Source organism: Shinella sp. 838, assembly GCF_029623935.1.
In the GTDB taxonomy this organism is placed as follows: Bacteria; Pseudomonadota; Alphaproteobacteria; order Rhizobiales; family Rhizobiaceae; genus Shinella.
Window position 1 is genome coordinate 26,328 of sequence record NZ_JARSBQ010000008.1, and the last position, 19,964, is coordinate 46,291.

Sequence of the window (19,964 nt, forward strand, 5' to 3'; positions counted from 1 at the left end):
GTTCCGTTTGCCGAAAGGCCGGTCAGACGAAGAACTGGCCGCCATTCGCCGAGATGGTCGAGCCGGTGATGAAGCCGGCGTCGTCGGAAGCGAGGAAGACGACGATGCGGGCGATCTCGTCCGGCTCGCCGAGGCGGCCGACGGGGATCTGCGGGATGATCCGCTCGTTCAGCACCTTTTCCGGGATGGCGCGCACCATTTCCGTACCGATATAGCCGGGGCATATGGCGTTGACCGTGATGCCCTTTGCGGCGCCTTCCTGGGCGAGCGCCTTGGTGAAGCCGAGGTCACCGGCCTTTGCGGCGGAATAGTTCGCCTGGCCCATCTGGCCCTTCTGGCCGTTGATCGAGGAAATGTTGATGACGCGGCCGAAGCTGCGGTCGCGCATGCCGGTCCAGACCGGATGGGTCATGTTGAAGAGGCCGGTGAGGTTGGTGTTGATGACCGCGCCCCACTGCTCCGGCGTCATCTTGTGGAACATCGCATCCTTGGTGATACCCGCATTGTTGACGAGGATGTCCACCGGGCCGAGGTCGGCCTCGACCTTGCCGATGCCTTCGACGCAGGCCTCGTAGCTCGCGACATCCCATTTGTAGACCGGAATGCCGGTCTCCGCCTTGAAGGCGTTCGCGGCATCGTCATTGCCGGCATAACTTGCAGCCACCTTGTAGCCGGCCGCCTTCAGCGCTACCGAAATGGCAGCGCCGATGCCCCGCGACCCACCCGTTACCAATGCTACCCTGCTCATGTGGCTCACTCCCCTAGAACTGTTTTTGAGTCGACCCGTCGCCCTGCCGGCGGCAGGTCATGGCAAAGCAGCCCGTAAGCTGATGCTTACATGCTCTCAACGCACATCGCCACGCCCATGCCGCCGCCGATGCAAAGCGTGGCAAGGCCCCTCTTTGCGCCGCGGCGCTTCATTTCGAAGAGCAGCGTGTTGAGGATGCGGGCGCCCGACGCGCCGATCGGGTGACCAATGGCGATGGCGCCGCCGTTGACATTGACGATGGACGGATCCCAGCCAAGGTCCTTGTTGACCGCGCAGGCCTGGGCCGCGAAGGCTTCGTTGGCTTCCACAAGATCGAGATCGCCGATTTTCCAGCCGGCGCGCTCGAGCGCCTTGCGGGAGGCCGGGATCGGGCCGGTGCCCATGATCTTCGGGTCGACGCCGGCCGTTGCCCAGGAGACGATGCGGGCGAGCGGCTGGATGCCACGGCGCGCGGCTTCCGCTTCGCTCATCAGGAGCGCGGCAGCGGCGCCGTCGTTGAGGCCGGAGGCGTTGGCGGCGGTCACGGTGCCTTCCTTGTCGAAGGCGGGGCGAAGCTTGGCCATCGATTCGAGCGTCGCCCCATGACGGATATACTCGTCGGCATCGACGCTGACGTCACCCTTGCGGCCCTTGACGATGAAGGGAACGATCTCGTCCTTGAAGCGGCCTTCCTTCTGCGCGGCCTCGGCCTTGTTCTGCGAGGCGACGGCGAAGACGTCCTGCTCGTCGCGCGAAAGCTGCCACTGCCTGGCGACGTTTTCGGCGGTGATGCCCATGTGGTAGCCGTAGAAGGCGTCGGTCAGGCCGTCCTTGATCATCGTGTCGATCATCTTGAAATCGCCCATCTTCACGCCGCCGCGCAGATGCGCGCAATGCGGCGCCATCGACATGGATTCCATGCCGCCGGCAACGATGATGCCGGCATCGCCCGTGGCGATCTGCTGCATGCCGAGCGCGACGGCGCGCAGACCCGAACCGCAGAGCTGGTTCATGCCCCAGGCGGTCGCTTCCTGCGGGATACCGGCCTTCATGGCGGCCTGGCGGGCCGGGTTCTGGCCTTCACCGGCCGGCAGGACCTGGCCGAGGATCACCTCGTTCACCTCGCCCGCTGCCACGCCCGCGCGCTCCAGAACCGCCGAAATGACCGTCGCCCCGAGCTCATGGGCAGGCGTGTTGGCGAAGGCTCCATTGAAGGATCCGACCGCGGTGCGGCCGGCGCTGGCGATGACGATGGATGGGGTGCTCATATGTGCTTCCTCAGTTCTGACAACCTTGCGGTCGGCCTTGGAACCAGGCCCGGCGCACGAACGGCGCGAGCGTGGCGGTTCTCCCGAAATCAAAACTGGCAAAGCGGAGGGGGAGAGTCAAACGGGATATCCGGCGCCGCTAAAATTTCATGGAAGCGGCGTGCAGCATGAAAATCCATGTTGCGCAGCATTGCTCGCCGCATCGCACAATTCGATTGTCAGCGCGCGTCTTTTTGCCGATACTCGCGAGGACCAAAAAAGAAATGGAAATACGGGGATGAGGAGACCCTAATGGCCAGGAACGACGGTCAGATCGTCATCAAGAAATATGCGAACCGGCGGCTCTACAACACGGGCACGAGCACCTATGTGACGCTGGACGATCTCGCGGTCATGGTGAAGAAGGGCGAGGAATTCACCGTGCAGGATGCCAAATCCGGCGAGGACATCACCCATTCCGTACTGACGCAGATCATTTTCGAGCAGGAATCGAAGACCGGCAACACGCTTTTGCCCATCTCGTTCCTCCGTCAGCTGATCTCCTATTATGGCGATCAGATGCAGATGGTGGTGCCGAGCTATCTCGAGCACTCCATGCAGGCCTTCACCGAGCAGCAGTCGCAGATGCGCGAGCAGATCAACAAGACGTTTGGAGATACGCCGCTCGGCAAGAACCTGCAGGTGCCGATGGCGCTGATCGAGGAAACGACGCGGCGCAACACGGAAATGTTCCAGCAGGCGATGAAGATGTTCTCGCCCTTCGCCAATGCGACACCGCCGAAGGAGACCCGCAAGGCGGAGCCCAAAGACCTCGACGAGCTGAAGGAACAGTTGCGCGCGCTCCAGACGAAGCTCGACAATCTCAGCTGAGAAAACCGGCCAGCGCGGGCTTGTCCCGCGCTGCTACAGCCCGATCGAAAGGTCTCGGCTCGCCGTGCGGATCGACACGGCAAAACCCGCGATGACATCGATGAACGTGATCGTCATCAGGATGAAGAAGATTTGTGTCGCCGCGCCCTGCACGAGCAGAAATTCGACGAGAAACACCACGAACAGCACCATCGACAGCATGTGATCGAGCAGCGCGCGCGAACCCGGGCGTGTGGCCTTCAGGATTTCCACGAAGAGCAGAACGAGCGCGATGAGGATCAGGAGATCGCCGAAGGCCATCGTCCAGGTCGTGCCGGACAGCATGTTGACCGCTATCACCTCGCTGTCGAGAACGGCGACGCCGCCATCGCCGAAGAGACCGGTCATGGCAAGGTTGTAGAGGGCGAAGGGGATGATCAGCAGCGGTATGGCCAGAAGCATGGGCGGCGGTCTCCTAACGGCCGTCTTCGCACGAGCGGCCCTATGGCCCTCTTAGCCCAAGAATTGGCACAAGAAAATGTCGCTGCGTCGTCGGCCAAGCCTTTCGGGGCGTCTGGCCAAAAGAAAAGGGCCGGCAAGCCGGCCCCTGATCTCAGCTGATGCCGAAAACGCTTATGCGCTTTCCTTCGGCGTCAGAACCTGGCGACCGCGGTACATGCCGGTCTTCAGGTCGATGTGGTGCGGACGGCGCAGTTCGCCCGAGTTCTTGTCTTCGACGTAGGTCGAACCCTTCAGAGCGTCTGCGGAACGGCGCATACCGCGCTTGGACGGGCTCGTTTTTCTTTTCGGTACAGCCATTTCACTAACTCCACTTATCGGGCAAACACATCCACAGGCCACCGGATGGGCGACAGGGACATGTCTTTATCTCGGAAATTGGGCCGGCTTATACACAGCAAAATCCCGCTTGACCAGTCCCCGGGCGGTTTTTTTCGATTCCGCCGGTCAGGCCTCGTCTTCGGGCACGATCCACGGTTCGGCGAGCGCCGCCGTCTGCCACTTCTGCCAGGCCGGGTGCGCCTTCATGCGCGCCATGTAGGCCAGCACGGTTTCGTCGCGGGTCAGGCAATAGGCTTCGAACCGGTTGACGACCGGGGCATACATCGCATCGGCGGCGGAAAAGGCGCCGAACAGGAACGGTCCGCCGGAGCGCGCGAGCGCCGTCTTCCAGATCGTCTCGATGCGGGCGGCGTCATCCATGACGCCGTCGGGCAGCTTGATTTCGCTCGGCTTGCGACGGATGTTCATCGGGCAGGCATTGCGCAGCGCGCGGAAGCCGGAGAGCATTTCCATCGATATCGCCCGTGCTTCGGCCCGTGCCGCTGTGTCTTTTGGCCAGATACCAGCGCCGGGAAAGAGCTCGGCGACATATTCGATGATCGCCAGCGATTCCCATACCCGCACCGCGCCGTGGTGCAGAACCGGCACCTTCCCGCTTGGCGAGATCTTGATGAATTCCGGGTTGCCGGCGGGAAAGTCGAAGGGGATGACCTTGTCCGTGAACGGCACGCCGGCTGCCGCCATGGCGATCCAGGGCCGGAAGGACCAGGAAGAATAGTTCTTGTTGCCGACATAGAGGATGAGGTTCGACATGGTGTTCCTGCGCTTCTGAGATGACGCAGACCCTAGGCCTTCACCGGAGCCTTCACCAATGAAAAGGCCTGAACCTACTCATAAAGGCATTTGATATATTCGCCCGATCGGCTGGCGCGCCGCTCGATGAGGCGGGCGAGACGCTGCAGACCACGACCCGGTTTTCCGGCGTTGCGCTCATAGGGGTTCGGCAGCGAGACGGCGAGAAGCGCGGCCTGCCGGCGTGAGAGCTTGGCGGCCGGTAACTTGAAATGGTGCTGCGCCGCGGCCTCGATGCCGTAGATGCCGGGGCCCCATTCGGCGATGTTGAGGTAGATTTCCATCAGCCGCCTCTTGCTCCAGACAAAGTCTGCCGCGACGGCAAGCGGTAGTTCCATCGCCTTGCGCACGAAGGAGCGGCCGTTCCAGAGGAAGAGGTTTTTCGCCGTCTGCATCGGGATTGTGCTGGCGCCGCGGGTCTGCTCACCGGCCAACGCCTCGTTGACGACGGCGCGCATCTCGCCCCAGTCGACCCCGCCATGGCGGCAGAACTGGCCGTCCTCGGACATCATGACGGCCTGCACGAGATTGGGTGAGATGTCGTCGAAGTCCACCCACTGCCGGTCGTAGCCGCGCAGGAGCGCGAGATCGCGCAGCATCAGCGTGGAAACCGGCCGCACGAATTCGACCGTGTAGAGCAGGATCAGCACATAGGGCAGCGCGACGATGGCGAGGACGACAAGCACGAGGCGACGCCAGTTCCGGCGAAGCTGGCTCATCCAGCCATCCTTCTCCCCGGCCTCTGTCTCCGTGTTGACCGCATCTGCGCGTGTTTCCGGTACGATGTCCAAGAGCCGGCGTCCGTCCTTCCGTCGTTGGGCCTTCATACCGTTACGGCTCGGCAAAAACCAGTCTGCGCCGCGATTCTTTGAAGCAGCCCAGGCATGGCCGTTGCTTCGGCCCGGAGCCCATGCCAAAGAGCGGCCATGAGCGAACGTTACCAGGAATTCCAGTCTCTCCTGAAGGGCAATGCCGAGGCGGTGGAAACACTGCTTGCCACGCTTTTGTCCGGCACTGTCGCGGCGGATGAGATCGCCCGTCCCGAGCGGCTGCTCGCCGCCATGCGCCACGGTGTGCTCAACGGCGGCAAGCGGCTGCGGCCCTTCCTCGTCATCGAATCCGCCGCGCTCTTTCCGGGCGTGGAGCGCATGGCGGCGTTGCGCGTCGGTGCGGCGCTCGAATGCATCCATTGCTACTCGCTCGTGCATGACGACCTGCCGGCCATGGATGACGACGACCTGCGCCGCGGACAGCCGACCGTGCACATCGCTTTCGACGAGGCGGCCGCGATCCTTGCCGGCGACAGCCTGCTGACGCTTGCCTTCGACATCGTCGCGGCACCCGAAACGCATCTGCCCGATGCCACCAAGACGGCGTTGGTGCTGGCACTCGCCCGTGCCGCCGGTATCGGCGGCATGGCCGGCGGCCAGGCGCTCGACCTTGCGGCCGAGACCGAGGCCCCGGACGAGGCGGGTATCGTGACGCTGCAGAAAATGAAGACCGGCGCGCTGCTGCGCTTTGCCTGCGAGGCCGGTGCGATCGTTGCGGGCGCTTCGGCTGAGGAACGGATCACACTGCGCCGCTACGGCGAAACGGTGGGCCTTGCCTTCCAGATCGCCGATGACCTGCTCGATCTCACCGCCGATGCCGCGACCATGGGCAAGGCGACCGGCAAGGACGCCGATCGCGGCAAGGCGACGCTGGTCGCCCGGCGCGGCCAGACCTGGGCGGAGAACCGATTGCGCGAACTCGTTGCGGAGGCCGAGACGCTTCTTGCCCCGTTCGGCCATCGCGCCGGCATCCTCATCGAAACCGCCCATTTCATCGCCAATCGCAGGAACTGACGCCATGAGCAAATTCTGGTCGCCGATCGTCGCCACGCTCAAGCCCTATGTCGCCGGCGAGCAGCCGCGCATCCAAAACCTCATCAAGCTCAACACCAACGAAAACCCCTACGGCCCTTCGCCAAAGGCGATCGCCGCCATGCAGGCCGCCATCGCCGACAGCCTGAAGCTCTATCCGGATCCGGGTGCGCTGGCGCTGCGCCAGTCGATCGCCCGATTCCATGGCGTGGACGCGGATGAGGTTTTTGTCGGGAACGGTTCGGACGAGGTTCTGGCGCATGCCTTCGTCGCGCTCCTCAAGCACGACAAGCCGCTCGTCTATCCCGATATCACCTACAGCTTCTACCCGACCTATTGCCGGCTCTTCGACATCCGGGCGGAGGAGATTGCGCTGAAGGACGATTTTACCATCGACCTTTCGGACTACGACCGGCCCTGCGGCGCCATCATCCTGCCGAATCCGAATGCCCCCACGGGCATCGGCCTGCCGCTTTCGGCGATCGAAAAACTGGTCGCCGGGCACCCGGACCAGCCCGTGGTGGTGGACGAGGCCTATATCGATTTCGGCGGTGAGAGCGCAATCCCGCTGACCCGGAAATACGACAACCTGCTCGTCATCCACACGCTGTCGAAATCCCGCTCGCTGGCGGGTCTGCGCGTCGGCTATGCCATCGGCCGGCGCCCGCTGATCGATGCGCTGGAACGTGTCAAGGACAGCTTCAACTCCTATCCGCTCGACCGTGTCGCGCAAGCCGGTGCCGCCGCCGCGATCGACGACCGCGAATGGTTCGACGAGACGCGGGGAAAGGTCATCGAAACGCGTGAACGCGTCACCGGAGCGCTCCGCCAGCGCGGTTTCGAGGTGCTGCCCTCGCAGGCGAACTTTGTCTTCGCCCGTCATCCCGGCCATAGCGGCGAGGCGCTGGCGAAGGGGTTGCGCGAGCGCGCCGTGCTGGTGCGCCACTTCACCAAGCCGCGTATCTCTGATTTCCTGCGCATCACCATCGGTACGCCCGAGGAATGCGACCGGCTGATCGCGGCGGTCGAGGAGATCGTCTGACGTTTTCGGACGATACCCGCCTCCGCCGAACACGGGGACATGTGGTGCAATTCTCCCGCTAGGCGGTGAAAAGGCGATCGGCTATCGTCTGCCGATAGCCACCGGTGCCTCATGACCGATCTCACACCCTACCTGCCGCAGCTCGCCGTCGCCTGGACGGCCTATTTCATCGCCACGGCATCGCCGGGGCCGGCGATCATCGCCATCATCGCGACCTCGATCAGCCGGGGCCGACGGGCCGGACTGGCACTGGCCTGCGGGGTGCTGACGGGATCCTATATCTGGGCCATCCTCACGGCTTCCGGCCTTTCCGCCCTCATTCGTACCTATGGCGAGGCGATCGTCGTCCTGAAGATCGTCGGCGGCTGCTATCTGCTCTGGCTGGCGTGGAATGCCTGGCGTGCGGCGCGCCGGAGCGAGGAGGTCTATCGCATGCAGATGGCCGCAATGCCCGCGCTGTCGCCGCGCCGGCAGTATCTCAAGGGCCTCGGCATCCACATCACCAATCCAAAGGCGATCTTCAACTGGATCATGCTGACGTCGCTCGGCATGCCGCCGGGCGCGCCGGGCGAGGTCATGGCGACGTTCATTGCCGGCTGCATGGCAATCGGGGTCTGCGTCTTCCTCGGCTTCGCGCTGGTCTTTTCGCTCGGCCCGGTGCACCGGGCCTATCTCAGGGCGCGCCGCGCCATAGAGGGCGTCATGGCCGCCTTCTTCGCCTTTGCCGGCTTCAAGCTGCTGACGGCACGGCTGTGATCGCGCAAGGGCAGCCCGCCTACTCGGCGGCTGCCTGGCCCTGGCCGTAGCGCTTTTCGATATAGTCGTTGACCAGCGTCTCGAATTCGCCGGCGATATTGGTGCCGCGCAGCGTCATCGCCTTCTTGCCGTCGACATAGACGGGGGCGATCGGCAGTTCGCCGGTGCCGGGCAGCGAGATGCCGATATCGGCATGTTTGCTTTCGCCGGGCCCGTTGACGATGCAGCCCATGACCGCGACCTTCAGCCCCTCGACGCCCGGATATTTCTCCCGCCAGACCGGCATGTTCTTGCGGATATCGTCCTGGATCTTCTGGGCGAGCTCCTGGAAGACCGTGGAGGTGGTGCGCCCGCAGCCCGGACAGGCGGCGACGACGGGAATGAACTGGCGAAAGCCCATGACCTGCAGCAGTTCCTGCGCCACCTGCACCTCGCGGGTGCGGTCGCCGCCGGGCTCGGGCGTCAGCGAGATGCGGATCGTGTCGCCGATGCCCTGCTGCATGAGGATGCCCAGCGAGGCGGAGGAGGCGACGACACCCTTCGTGCCCATGCCGGCCTCCGTCAGGCCGAGATGCAGCGCATGGTCGGAGCGCGCCGACAGCATCGCATAGACGGCGATGAGGTCCTGCACGTTGGAGACCTTCGCCGAGAGGATGATATGGTCGCGGGCAAGGCCGATCTCTTCGGCAAGCTCGGCGGACAGCAGCGCGGACTGGCAGATCGCCTCGCGCATCACCTGCTGGGCGGTCAGGGGAAAGCCCTTGTCCTGGTTCTCGTCCATCAGCCGGGTCAGGAGTTCCTGGTCGAGGGAGCCCCAGTTGACGCCGATGCGGACCGGCTTGTCGTGGCGGATTGCCGTCTCGACGATCGCGGCGAACTGCTTGTCCTTCTTGTCCTTGAAGCCGACATTGCCGGGATTGATGCGGTATTTCGCCAGCGCCTCGGCGCAGGCCGGATGATCGGCGAGCAGCTTGTGACCGATATAGTGGAAGTCGCCGACGAGTGGCACGTCCATGCCGAGCCTGAGCAGGCGCTCGCGGATCTTCGGCACCGCCGCCGCGCTCTCGTCGCGGTCGACCGTGATGCGCACGATCTCCGAGCCGGCGCGGTGAAGGGCCGCGACTTGCGCCACCGTCCCGTCGATATCGGCCGTATCCGTATTGGTCATCGACTGCACGACGACAGGTGCGCCACCGCCGACGAGCACGCCGCCGACATCGACGCCGACGGACTGGCGCCGCGGCTTCGGTTCAAAGTCGAAGGAGAAGGACATTCGGGAGCCTCTTGCTCGAAAACCGGCCGCATGGGGCATCGCTCGCGCGGCCTTTGCCCTCAGGTGGATCAGGAAACCGGGCTTGTCAACCGTCGGGGCTGGAACGCGCGACGATTTGATCGCCGCGCGTCCTGCGTTCAGGGGCGTTCGCGCACGTCGGCATGCACGGCGTGGTGCGAGAGCAGCAGCACAACGACGAAGAGCACCGGCAAAAGGGCGAAGATGATGGAAAAGCCCGTATGTTCGGCGATGAAACCGATGACGGAGGGGGCGAAGAGCGAGCCGGAATAGCCCATCACCGTCGCGACGGAGAGTGCCACACCCTGGGCAAAGCCCGGCAGGTTGCCGGCGGCGGAAAAGGCGATCGGCACCATGTTGGAGATGCCGATGCCGCAGATGGCGAAGCCGAGCATGGCCATATAGGCATTCGGCGCCAGCCCCGCGACCACCATGCCGATCATCGCCATGACGGTGCAGAAACGCAGCGTCTTCACTGCGCCGAAACGGTCGCGCACATGGTCGCCGGCAAAGCGCATGGCGGCCATGGTGAGCGAGAAGGCGCCGAAGGCGAAGCCCGAGAGCGCCAGCGAAGCGCCGAGTTCGTCGCGCATGTAGAGCGCGCCCCAATCAAGGATCGCGCCTTCCGGCACCATGGAGAACAGCGCCATGAGGCCGATCATCCAGGGCAGCAGCGTCATCGGCAGGCGCACCTTCTGGCGCTCCTCGTTCGGATGCGGCGCATCGTGCAGCACGAAGGGCCAGGTAACGGCGAGCGTGGCGGCGCCCAGCACGGTCAGCAGGACCGCATGGCCCAACACGCCGAGCGTCTCGATGAGAAAGCCGCCGGTTGTGGCGCCGATGAAGGCGCCGAGGCTCCAGAAGGCGTGGCAGGACGACATGATCGCGCGCCGCATGGATTTTTCGACCTCGACCGCATTGCCGTTCATCGCCACGTCCATCGCGCCCATCAGGCCACCGAAGAGGAAGATGGCGAGCGCGCCGAGCGGAACGGTCGGGGCAAGGGACAGCAGAATGAGGGGCAACAGGAAGAGGACGGATGCTGCCTTCACCGTGCGGGTGGTGCCGTAATGTGCGATCAGGAAACCGGCGATCGGCATCAGCACGAGCGAGCCGATGCCGAAGCACATGATCATCAGACCGAGGCCGGATTCGGAGAGCGACAGGCGGCTGGCGAATTCCGGGATCTTGGGTGCCCAGGCGCCGGCGAAGGTGCCGTTCAGCAGGAAAAGGCTGGAGACGGCCAGCCGTGTCGGCGGGAAGGCGGTTTTCGCGAAGCTGCTGCCTTTGATGGCATTTTCGGGCGTCGTCATGGGAGGTCCGTTTCAGGATGCTGGGAGAGGCGCCTATCCGGCCCGCAGGGTGTCGATGCCGGCGGCGGCGAGCACCGCCGCCTCCGTTTCACCCGCATCCGCCTCGATCACGGCGCTTGCCACGCGGGACAGGGGGGCGACCGAATATGGAGCTGCGGTGAAAAGCTTGTCATTGGTGACGATGACGATCACCGTCCGGCTGCGGGAGGCGACGAAGCGCTTGAATTCCGCCTCCTCGAAGCTGTCGGCTGTGACGCCGGCCTCGGGATCGATGCCGCAGACGCCGAGCACCAGCACATCCGGCCGAAGGGCCTCGGCGTCCCGCATCGCCTTGGCGCCGATTGCCGCGCCCGAGCGGGCATCGATCAGTCCACCAAGCTGGATCGTCGTGATGTCGTGCTCGAGCAGCGCCGCCGCAATGGCTGGCCCGTTGGTCGCGACGGTGAGGCCTGCGGCCTGTGGTAGGGCGCGGGCGAGCGCGACATTGGTGCTGCCGGCATCGAGAAAGACGGTGGCGCCGGCGGGGATGAGGCCGGCGGCGGTGCGGGCGAGCGCTGCCTTGCGCTCACCGGCGATCGCCATGCGCTCGTTCATCGTGGTGGAGGCGTGCGTCATGCGCAGTGCGCCGCCATAGACCCGGCGGCAGAGGCCGGAGGCGGCCATTTCACGCAGATCTCGCCGGATCGTGTCTTCCGACACGCCCAGCTCCTGCGCCAGTTCCGCCGCGATGACCCGCCCCGAAAGGTCGAGCCGCGCGCGGATCAGGTCTTGTCGTTCCCCGAGCAGAAGAAGGTCCTGTCCAGACATTACCGAATCCAATCGTGCATGATTGCGTAGCAATGCGCACAAGTCGGCAGAAACGTCAATGAACCGGGACAATCACATTTGATTGCTGTCCGAAACGGGGCGGTTTTACAGAGGGGGCCGGAAACGAGCGGAGGCCCCCTTGGGGAAGCCCGCCGTCAGGCGTAGGCGAAGTCCGTGGTCTTGCCGACCAGAACGGAGCGTAGCTTCTCCAGCGCGCGGTTTTCGATCTGGCGCACGCGTTCCTTGGAAATGCCGAGCACGGCGCCGAGTTCCTCGAGCGTTGCTCCGTTTTCCGCCAGTCGCCGGGCACGAATGATCTTCATTTCACGCTCGTTAAGCTGGCCGAGGGCAGCGTGTAGCCAGTGATGGCGGCGTTCGCCGTCGATGCTGCCTTCCGCCTGCTCGTCGGGAAGCGGTGCGTCACTGGTGAGAAAATCGAGCCGGTTCGAGCCTTCGCCTTCGGCGGAGGAGATTGGCGCCTGGAGCGAAACATCGGAGGAGGAAAGGCGGGCATCCATGGTGCGCACGTCGGCGGTGCTGACCCCGAGCGCGGCGGCGATCTCCTGATGCATCGCCTCGGCGGTGAGGTGGGTGTCGCCGCGCGCAAGGCGCGCGCGCAGGCGTCGCAGGTTGAAGAAGAGCGCCTTCTGCGCCGAACTGGTGCCGCCGCGTACGATCGACCAGTTGCGCAACACATAGTCCTGGATGGAGGCGCGGATCCACCAGCTGGCATAGGTGGAAAAGCGGACCTGCCGTTCCGGTTCGAAACGGGCGGCCGCCTCCAGAAGGCCGATGTAGCCTTCCTGCACGAGGTCGCCCAACGGAAGGCCGAAGTTCCGGAACTTTCCGGCCATGGAAACCACCAGCCGCATATGGGCCATGGCGATGCGGTTGCGCGCTTCCTGATCCTTGTTGTTCTTCCAGGCCTGGGCGAGTGCCTGCTCTTCGTCCCGTTCGAGATAGGGCGCGGACATTGCGAGCTTGATCATGCGGCGGTCTGCGGTCGTCGTAGCCATGGGGGTCTCTCCACGTTAACCGAACCGGCGCAAGGAGGCCTGTTTCTGCCTCTGGTCTTGCGCCCTGCTTGATGATGACGTTTCGGAAAGGCCGGCGGATCGCTCGAAATCGGCTTTCAAGAAAATAAAGTGGCAAGCCACCTCCGCGGCCGCCCGAAGCCGGTCGTCCTCGGGGTGGAAAACGACCCAGGGCCGGAAAAGTTCCCATAAAAAAACCCGGCTGTTGCCAGCCGGGCTTTAAAATCGAACGTACTGCCCTAGATCAGGCCGCCTCGTCCTGCGAGTCGTCCTCGTCGATGGTCTTGCCGCGCTTCGGACCCTTGGCGAGGTTCGTTTCAACGAGGCGAACGGCTTCGGTTTCCGACATCTTGTTGACGGCGGCGATTTCACGGGCCATGCGGTCGAGCGCGGCTTCATAGAGCTGACGCTCGGAATAGGACTGTTCCGGCTGATTTTCCGCGCGGTAGAGGTCACGGACCACTTCGGCGATCGAGATCAGGTCGCCCGAATTGATCTTGGCATCATATTCCTGCGCGCGGCGCGACCACATGGTGCGCTTCACGCGGGCCTTGCCCTGGACAACCTTCAGCGCGCGTTCGACGAAATCGGTCTCCGACAGTTTGCGCATGCCGATCGAAACGGCCTTGGCAACCGGCACCTTGAGACGCATCTTGTCCTTTTCGAAATCGATGACAAAGAGCTCAAGCTTCATGCCGGCGACTTCCTGCTCCTCGATGGCCACAATCTGGCCAACGCCGTGAGCGGGATAGACGATCGATTCACCGGTCTTGAAACCCTGGCGCGTGGAAGATTTCTTCTGCTGGGTCGTCATTCTGTTCAAATACTCCCTGTTACGCTCCCGGCATGGCCGGGTGGGTCCGGGGACCCGGGAAAGACGGGGGCACCGTTGCGGTGTCACCACTCTGGTCCGTCCGCCATGCGCAAAAAAGGTCCCTGGCGACGCGTTCACATTTGAGCAACCGGAGCTGCCTATGGGAGGTGAGCGGCGTTGAGGGATCGTTTGCTTTCGTGGTGGTGTTCGGGCACGCAAAATGCCGCGATGTGGATCAGTATCCGGACCCTACCACAAAAAAGTGCCGAAATCAATAATTTGCTTCGCATGGGTCATCAAGCCTGTCCCATCGCCTTTTGACGGGAGCACGCTTTTTTCCCCAGCTTCGGTTGCCGCCCTACGCGGCGATCAATCGCCCTGGCCCGGATTGGGAGAGAAGTATTTCTCGTACTTGCCTTCCTCTCCGTCCATTTCCTTCGCTTCCGGCATCGCATCGCGCTTGACCGTGATGTTGGGCCAGACGGCGGCGAATTCCGTGTTGATCTTCAGCCATTTGTCGAGGCCCGGTTCGGTATCCGGCTTGATCGCCTCGGCGGGACATTCCGGTTCGCAGACACCGCAGTCGATGCATTCGTCGGGGTGGATGACGAGGAAATTCTCACCCTCGTAAAAACAGTCGACCGGGCACACTTCCACACAGTCCGTGTACTTGCAGCGAATGCAGTTGTCGGTCACGACATACGTCATGAGGAACTCCAGAATCGTCATAAGGCGGGCGCGGACGAGACCATCCGTCACCGCAGGATCCGTCACGCGATCGGCTTGCCGGACAAGGGAGACCGCGCGTATCGAGGGCCGTCCGGAGGCTGAGGTAAAGGCTTTGCGGGCGGTTTGCAAGCGTAATACATGCGCCGCCGGGCGCTTGCGAGGTATAGAATTCTAATCCTCGTCGTCGCCGGGAAAACCGTGCAGGCGGTCTGTTTCGCGGCGTTCCCGCTTGGTGGGCCGGCCTGCGCCGCGCTCGCGTGTCGCCTGCTCGAAAAGTGAGCGTTCCTCGCGCGGCGGCGGGGGCGGCGTCATGTCGCTGTAGAGAAGGCGGGCCTCCTCGTAGGGTCCGCGGCGTTCGCCCGAATGCAGCACCTTCACGACCATGTCGTGTCGGTCGAGCGAGATCAGCACGACATCGCCGGGGTGCACTATATGCGAGGGCTGGCGGATTTTCTGGCCGTTGATGCTGACATCGCCCGCTTCCACGGATTTCGCCGCCAGCGAGCGGGATTTGCGCAGCCGCGCGAAGAACAGCCACTTGTCGATGCGCTGTCGCGCCTGACCCGCCGGCTGTTCCTCGTTGCGTGCCATCGGCTTACTTCTTCAGCTGCTCCTTGAGCGCTGCGAGCTTGGCGAAGGGAGAATCCGGGTCGATCGGCTTTTCCTTGCGGGGCGGCCGGGCCTCGAATTTCGCCTGCTGCGGCTTGCCGCCGCGATCGTTGCGATCGGGGCGGTGCTCGTTTCGATCGGGGCGGTTTCCGCCCTGCGGCTTTCCGTCGCGGCCCTTGGCCTGATCGGGGCGACCGCGGCCGCCGTCACGCCGCTCGCCGCGTTCGCCGGCCGGCTGGCCGCGATGGCGATCACCGCCGCGCCGCTCGCCCTGACCCTGACGCTCGCCCTGGCGATCCCCATGGCGCTCGCCGCCCTGGCGATGACCCTGGCGCTGGTTGTCGTGGCGAGAGCCCGGGCGCCAGAGCAGCACCGGCTTCACTTCGACCGGTTCGCCTTCGACGATACCTTCTGTCGGTGCTTCCGCGCTCTCGGTGGCCGGAGCCTCCGTCGGTGCAGCCGAAGCGTCTGCGGCAGCGACAGGTGCGTCGTTGTCGCTCTCCGCTGCGTCGGCATCGTGTTCGTCGGAGATTTCCGCGCTTGCCTCGGCCGGGGCTGCAGCGGCGGCATCGGCCGGTGCCTGCGCGGCGAGATGGGCGGCGACCTCTTCTGCCTTTACGCTATCAGCACGGTAGCCGAGGCCCTTCAGGATTTCTTCCATGTCGTCCGGCGTCGCACCGAGAATGGAGAGCATGGCGGTCGTCGCCATGAAGCGGCGGCCGTCATAGGCGCCCTCGGGGCGCGGCGTGCCCGATTTCCATTGCAGCAGCGGGCGGATGAGGTCGGCAAGGCGCTCGAGAATGTCGATGCGCACGGCCCGCTTGCCGAGGAAGCGGAAGCCGGCAAGCTTGTAGAAGGCGCGCTCGAAGCTCGGATCGGTGACGACCGAGGTGCGGCCGGCGGCGAGCACCGGGATGAGGTCGCCGTATCCCGGCTTGTCGAGGCCGTCGTTCTTCAGCGCCCAGAGCAAGGTGATGAGTTCGGCCGGGGCGGGCTTCAGAAGCGCCGGCATGAAGATATGGTAGGCGCCGAAGCGGATGCCGTGCTTGCGGATCGATGCGCGGGCTTCCTGGTCGAGCGACTTCACGTCTTCCGCCACGTCGCGGCGGAAGAGCACGCCGAGATTTTCGACGAGCTGGAAAGCGAGGCCCTTGGCGAGGCCCTGCAGGTCTTCCGCGCGCGAAAGGTCGTCGAGCGGCTTCAGCACGGTCGCGATGTGGTGGTTCACGAAGCGCTCGATGCGGGCGGCGACGTGGTCGCGCGCATTGCCGGTCAGCTGCTCGTCGGAGAGCAGGATGACGCGCGGACGCATGACATGGTCGCTCGCCGTCAGGCGTGCGACGGGATCGCCGAGCCAGCGCACGGTGCCGTCGGAGCCGAGCGCGAGGTCGCCGTTGCCGGCAGCATGCAGGCGTGCGGCCCGGGCTTCGAACTCCAGCGCGAGCGCCTTCTGTGCAGCCGTCTGCACGGCCTTCGCATCGGGGCCTTCTGTTCCGGAGGCCAGCGTAAACCGGAAACCGGCCAACTGCCCGACATGATGTCCCTCTACGAAGACATCGCCATTCACACTGATTTCAGCTTCCAGCATCGCATTCTCTCTCAGGCGCTTCATGAGCACAGATGTCCTGCGATCAACAAAGCGTTTCGTCAACCGTTCATGTAGCGCATCGGACAATCGGTCTTCGATTTCCCGCGTCTTTTCCTGCCAGTGTGTCGGATCGGCAAGCCATCCGGGCCGATTCGACACATAGGTCCACGTCCTTATCTGTGCGATTCGCGCCGAAAGCGTGTCAATCTCGCCATCGGTTCGATCGGCGCGGCGCACCTGATCGGCCATGAAATCTTCGTTAACCGTGCCGCGTTTTACCAGATCCGCGTAGAGCGTCGAGATGAGGTCGGCGTGCTGGGCGGGGGTGATGCGGCGGTAGTCGGGAAGTGCGCAAGCCTCCCAGAGCTTTTCGACGCGCTCGGGTGTCGTCGCAAGGTCGCGGACGTCGGGGTAACGCGACAGGTGCTCCAGTGCCTGCTGGTCGACGGCCGGCAACGCCCGCGTCAGCCCGGCGATCGGCGGCGGGGCATCGAGCGACTTGCGCAGGTTCACGAGGGAAGAATAGTCGAAGCGGGGCGTGCGCCATTGCAGCACGCGCACAGGGTCGAACTGATGTGTCTCGATGCGCTTGATCAGCTCGTCGTCGAAGGGATCGACACGGCCCGTCACGCCAAAGGTGCCGTCGCGCAGGTGCCGCCCGGCGCGGCCGGCGATCTGTGCGAGTTCCGCGGGATTGAGGTTGCGGAACTGGTAGCCGTCGAACTTGCGGTCCTGCGCGAAGGCGACATGGTCGACGTCGAGGTTCAGACCCATGCCGATCGCATCGGTGGCGACGAGATATTCGACGTCGCCTTCCTGGTAGAGCGCGACCTGCGCATTGCGGGTGCGGGGCGAGAGCGCGCCGAGCACGACGGCTGCTCCGCCACGCTGGCGGCGGATCAGCTCGGCGATCGCATAGACCTCGTCGGCCGAGAAGGCGACGATGGCCGTACGCTGCGGCAGGCGGGTGATCTTCTTGGAGCCGGCGTAGAAGAGCTGCGACAGCCGCGGGCGCTCCACCACATGGATGCCCGGCAGGAGCTGCTCCAGAATGGGCTTCATGGTGGCCGCACCGAGCAGCAGCGTCTCGTCGCGCCCTCTCAGATGCAGGACCCGGTCGGTGAAGATGTGGCCGCGTTCGAGATCGCCGGCAAGCTGCACCTCGTCGATCGCCACGAAGGAGGCGCGCGTCTCGCGTGGCATCGCCTCCACCGTGCAGACCGAATAGCGCGCCATATGCGGCGTGATCTTCTCCTCGCCGGTGACCAGCGCCACATTGTGCTGGCCGACCTTGTCGACGAGGCGCGTGTAGACCTCGCGCGCGAGAAGGCGCAGAGGCAGGCCGATAATGCCCGTCTCATGTGCCACCATGCGTTCGATTGCGTAGTGGGTCTTGCCCGTATTGGTCGGGCCGAGCACCGCGGTGACCCCGCGGCCGCTCAAGATCATGGGTGCTTGCGACAAGTCACGCCCCGGCAGGTTTCCATCTCCGCCGGACGCATCCGGCAGGCAACAGATGCCCATCGAGGCGCCCGATGGCAAGGGGCAAGGCGAAAAGCGCCGCTTTTCTCGCGCTTCTGCGGCCTTTGCGGAACAGTCTGCGAACGAATCGGAGACGAATCGCTGACTCCGGATGATTCAGGGTTTGTTCACCACAAGGGATTGACGTGATTCGGGTAGGTGCCGCGAAATGCTGAATCGGAACAAGGGGTGACGAAGGCGGTCCAGCGGAGGCCCATTCCGGCCGTGTTCATTCCGTGTTCTTGCGTGGACACCCGCATTTCCCAGGTACCATCGCTGCACGAAAGGCAGAAGAAAGAAAAACCATGCGCAATGTTCTCTTTGTGTGCAGCCAGAACAAGCTGCGAAGCCCGACGGCCGAACAGGTGTTCGCAAGCTGGCCGGACATCGAGGTTTCCTCCGCCGGCACGAACAACGACGCGGAAAATCCGCTCTCGGCAGAAGAGATCGGCTGGGTGGACATCATTTTCGTGATGGAGAAAGCCCATCGGAGCAAGGTCCAGGCAAAGTTCCGGTCCGCTCTCAAGGGTAAACGGCTCATCTGCCTGGATATTCCGGATGACTACGCGTTCATGGACCCCGCGCTGGTCCAGTTGCTGAAGACAAAAGTCCCTCAGCATCTGTAGGTGTTGCGGTGGGAGCATTAGAGGCCGGTTTGCCGGGCTCGGCTGCGGCAAAGGTCGTCTCAGGCCCGGGCCGATTGCCCTATGATAGCTTGCCGATCAAATCAGGTGATCGCGCAGGTCCGCGCTATCCCAGCCGCCGCCGGCCTCGTAGAGTGGGAAAACCTCTTCCGTGAGGTATGGCCCGCCACCGACGGATTCTTTCGAGGACATCAGCACGAAGCGGTTCACGGTGAAGGGGGCGGTGTAGAAATTGCCACGACCGGAAAGATAGTGGGCGACGTCCTCGGTGCGGGCGTTGCGCAGGCGCGCGAGCGTGACGTGGGGTGTGAATTTGCGCGGATCGGCGAGAAGGCCGAGGCGCTGGCAGATGCGCTCGATCTCGCCCTGGAGGGCGTACATTTCCGGCGCCTGCGTCACCCCGGCGAAGACGGAATGCGGTTTCTTCGAGCCGAAGGAGCCCATGCCCGACAGGGCCAGCTGGAATTCCGGGCGCTCTATGCGGTCGAGCTTGTCGACCACCTCGTCGGCGGTGCGGCCGTCGATGTCGCCGATGAAACGCAAGGTAATGTGGAAGTTCTCGACATCGATCCAGCGGGCCCCGGGAAGTCCGCCTCTCAGCAAGGAGAGGCTCATGGCAGCATTGCGCGGCACTTCGAGGGCGACGAAAAGTCTCGGCATAGCGACTTCTCCCTGCTGGAATGTACTGTCAGCGAATCACGCAATGGATTTTTGCGCAACCCTTATTTCGCACCCGCGAAAACTACTCCTTCGCCGGTATCGATTTGATGAACGCTTCGGCGGCGGGAAGAATCGTCGCAACCATCACGTCCACCCCTTCGGAATTCGGATGCATGCCGTCCTCGAGCTGCAGGTTCGCCTTGGTGACGACCCCGTCCAGGAAAAAAGGATAGAGCGCGACGCCGTGTTTTTCCGCCATGCGCTGGTAGATGCCGTTGAAGCGCTCGCCGTATTCGGGGCCCATGTTCGGTGGTGCCAGCATGCCGGCAAGCAGCACTGCGATGCCGCGCTCCTTGAGGCGCGTCAGCATGGCGTCGAGGTTCTTTTCCGTCTCTTCCGGTGGAATGCCGCGCAGCGCGTCGTTGGCGCCGAGCTCCAGAATCACACCCTGCGTGCCTTCGGGGATCGACCAGTCGAGCCGGGCAAGGCCGCCGGAGCTGGTGTCGCCGGAAACGCCGGCATTGGCGATCTCGATCTCGTAGCCATTTTCGCGCAGCGCCTTTTCCAGCTTCACCGGAAAGGCATCCGCCGCGGGCAGTTGATAGCCGGCCATCAGGCTGTCGCCGAAGCCGACGAGCTTCACCGGCTCCGCCCGTACGTCGCCCGCGGATAACAAAGCTGTGATTGCAAGTGAGGCGAAAAATGAAAGCGCCGCTTTAAACGACATGTCGCTGATCCTAGATTGCTGGCATTCCGGTTGTTTGAAGACATATAGG

21 protein-coding genes are annotated in these 19,964 nt (G+C 63.9%); 5 read left to right on the forward strand and 16 right to left on the reverse strand.

Annotated features, from left to right (window positions below):
• Nucleotides 1-22 precede the first annotated feature (22 nt).
• Together P9A16_RS21815 and P9A16_RS21820 are read right to left on the reverse strand one after the other, a co-directional pair.
• Nucleotides 23-748, reverse strand: a complete 726-nt coding sequence (locus P9A16_RS21815) for a beta-ketoacyl-ACP reductase (protein WP_023511985.1) — start codon at nt 746-748, stop codon at nt 23-25.
• An 86-nt stretch (nt 749-834) separates the two neighbouring features.
• A complete protein-coding gene (locus tag P9A16_RS21820) occupies nt 835-2,016 on the reverse strand; it encodes an acetyl-CoA C-acetyltransferase (protein WP_023511986.1) in 1,182 nt (393 codons plus the stop codon).
• Between the two features lie 291 nt (nt 2,017-2,307).
• Here P9A16_RS21820 and phaR point away from each other — a divergent pair, with 291 nt between their 5' ends.
• On the forward strand, nt 2,308-2,886 hold the full coding sequence (phaR, locus tag P9A16_RS21825) for a polyhydroxyalkanoate synthesis repressor PhaR (protein WP_024271257.1): 579 nt from the start codon (nt 2,308-2,310) through the stop codon (nt 2,884-2,886).
• 33 nt (nt 2,887-2,919) lie between these two features.
• Here phaR and P9A16_RS21830 read toward each other — a convergent pair whose 3' ends face one another.
• The 4 genes from P9A16_RS21830 to mtgA all read right to left on the reverse strand — a co-directional run bounded on the left by P9A16_RS21830 (nt 2,920) and on the right by mtgA (nt 5,309).
• Nucleotides 2,920-3,327 carry a hypothetical protein gene (locus P9A16_RS21830; protein ID WP_024271258.1) on the reverse strand — a complete coding sequence of 136 codons (408 nt, stop codon included), beginning with the start codon at nt 3,325-3,327 and terminating at the stop codon, nt 2,920-2,922.
• 171 nt (nt 3,328-3,498) lie between these two features.
• Nucleotides 3,499-3,684 carry a 50S ribosomal protein L32 gene (rpmF, locus tag P9A16_RS21835; RefSeq protein ID WP_024271259.1) on the reverse strand — a complete coding sequence of 62 codons (186 nt, stop codon included), beginning with the start codon at nt 3,682-3,684 and terminating at the stop codon, nt 3,499-3,501.
• A gap of 147 nt (nt 3,685-3,831) precedes the next feature.
• Nucleotides 3,832-4,479 carry a glutathione S-transferase family protein gene (locus P9A16_RS21840; protein WP_024271260.1) on the reverse strand — a complete coding sequence of 216 codons (648 nt, stop codon included), beginning with the start codon at nt 4,477-4,479 and terminating at the stop codon, nt 3,832-3,834.
• 74 nt (nt 4,480-4,553) lie between these two features.
• Complete coding sequence (gene mtgA, locus P9A16_RS21845) at nt 4,554-5,309, reverse strand: monofunctional biosynthetic peptidoglycan transglycosylase (RefSeq protein WP_439604085.1); 756 nt, start codon at nt 5,307-5,309, stop codon at nt 4,554-4,556.
• Nucleotides 5,310-5,444: 135 nt separating this feature from the next.
• Here mtgA and P9A16_RS21850 point away from each other — a divergent pair, with 135 nt between their 5' ends.
• From P9A16_RS21850 to P9A16_RS21860, 3 genes are all read left to right on the forward strand, one after another.
• On the forward strand, nt 5,445-6,362 hold the full coding sequence (locus tag P9A16_RS21850; RefSeq protein ID WP_023514626.1) for a polyprenyl synthetase family protein: 918 nt from the start codon (nt 5,445-5,447) through the stop codon (nt 6,360-6,362).
• A gap of 4 nt (nt 6,363-6,366) precedes the next feature.
• Nucleotides 6,367-7,422, forward strand: coding sequence for a histidinol-phosphate transaminase (gene hisC / locus P9A16_RS21855; protein ID WP_023514625.1), 1,056 nt, complete (start codon nt 6,367-6,369; stop codon nt 7,420-7,422).
• Between the two features lie 111 nt (nt 7,423-7,533).
• On the forward strand, nt 7,534-8,178 hold the full coding sequence (locus tag P9A16_RS21860; RefSeq protein ID WP_023514624.1) for a LysE family translocator: 645 nt from the start codon (nt 7,534-7,536) through the stop codon (nt 8,176-8,178).
• Nucleotides 8,179-8,197: 19 nt separating this feature from the next.
• Here the strand turns inward: P9A16_RS21860 and ispG are convergent, their stop codons facing one another.
• The 8 genes from ispG to P9A16_RS21900 form a co-directional block, all read right to left on the reverse strand.
• A complete protein-coding gene (gene ispG, locus P9A16_RS21865; protein ID WP_023514623.1) occupies nt 8,198-9,451 on the reverse strand; it encodes a flavodoxin-dependent (E)-4-hydroxy-3-methylbut-2-enyl-diphosphate synthase in 1,254 nt (417 codons plus the stop codon).
• 137 nt (nt 9,452-9,588) lie between these two features.
• Complete coding sequence (locus P9A16_RS21870) at nt 9,589-10,782, reverse strand: MFS transporter (protein ID WP_023514622.1); 1,194 nt, start codon at nt 10,780-10,782, stop codon at nt 9,589-9,591.
• 33 nt (nt 10,783-10,815) lie between these two features.
• Complete coding sequence (locus tag P9A16_RS21875) at nt 10,816-11,589, reverse strand: DeoR/GlpR family DNA-binding transcription regulator (protein ID WP_023514621.1); 774 nt, start codon at nt 11,587-11,589, stop codon at nt 10,816-10,818.
• A gap of 155 nt (nt 11,590-11,744) precedes the next feature.
• Nucleotides 11,745-12,605, reverse strand: coding sequence for an RNA polymerase factor sigma-32 (locus tag P9A16_RS21880; protein WP_023514620.1), 861 nt, complete (start codon nt 12,603-12,605; stop codon nt 11,745-11,747).
• A 262-nt stretch (nt 12,606-12,867) separates the two neighbouring features.
• Nucleotides 12,868-13,437 (reverse strand): CarD family transcriptional regulator, encoded by a 570-nt coding sequence (locus tag P9A16_RS21885; RefSeq protein ID WP_024271261.1) that lies wholly within the window; start codon nt 13,435-13,437, stop codon nt 12,868-12,870.
• 369 nt (nt 13,438-13,806) lie between these two features.
• The gene (fdxA, locus tag P9A16_RS21890) at nt 13,807-14,145 is read right to left on the reverse strand and encodes a ferredoxin FdxA (RefSeq protein WP_037408747.1); all 339 of its coding nucleotides are present in this window, start codon (nt 14,143-14,145) and stop codon (nt 13,807-13,809) included.
• 192 nt (nt 14,146-14,337) lie between these two features.
• The gene (locus P9A16_RS21895; protein WP_023516900.1) at nt 14,338-14,757 is read right to left on the reverse strand and encodes an RNA-binding S4 domain-containing protein; all 420 of its coding nucleotides are present in this window, start codon (nt 14,755-14,757) and stop codon (nt 14,338-14,340) included.
• A gap of 4 nt (nt 14,758-14,761) precedes the next feature.
• Entirely contained in the window at nt 14,762-17,812 is a 3,051-nt protein-coding gene (locus P9A16_RS21900; RefSeq protein ID WP_037408741.1) for a helicase-related protein, read from the reverse strand.
• A 377-nt stretch (nt 17,813-18,189) separates the two neighbouring features.
• On the opposite strand from P9A16_RS21900, the gene P9A16_RS21905 reads away from it, so the two are divergent.
• On the forward strand, nt 18,190-18,510 hold the full coding sequence (locus P9A16_RS21905; RefSeq protein WP_278025930.1) for a low molecular weight protein tyrosine phosphatase family protein: 321 nt from the start codon (nt 18,190-18,192) through the stop codon (nt 18,508-18,510).
• A gap of 96 nt (nt 18,511-18,606) precedes the next feature.
• Here the strand turns inward: P9A16_RS21905 and thpR are convergent, their stop codons facing one another.
• Nucleotides 18,607-19,188: an RNA 2',3'-cyclic phosphodiesterase gene (thpR, locus tag P9A16_RS21910; protein WP_278025931.1), complete on the reverse strand. Its 582-nt coding sequence runs from the start codon at nt 19,186-19,188 to the stop codon at nt 18,607-18,609.
• An 82-nt stretch (nt 19,189-19,270) separates the two neighbouring features.
• The gene (locus P9A16_RS21915) at nt 19,271-19,915 is read right to left on the reverse strand and encodes an arylesterase (protein WP_278025932.1); all 645 of its coding nucleotides are present in this window, start codon (nt 19,913-19,915) and stop codon (nt 19,271-19,273) included.
• Nucleotides 19,916-19,964: the final 49 nt, after the last annotated feature.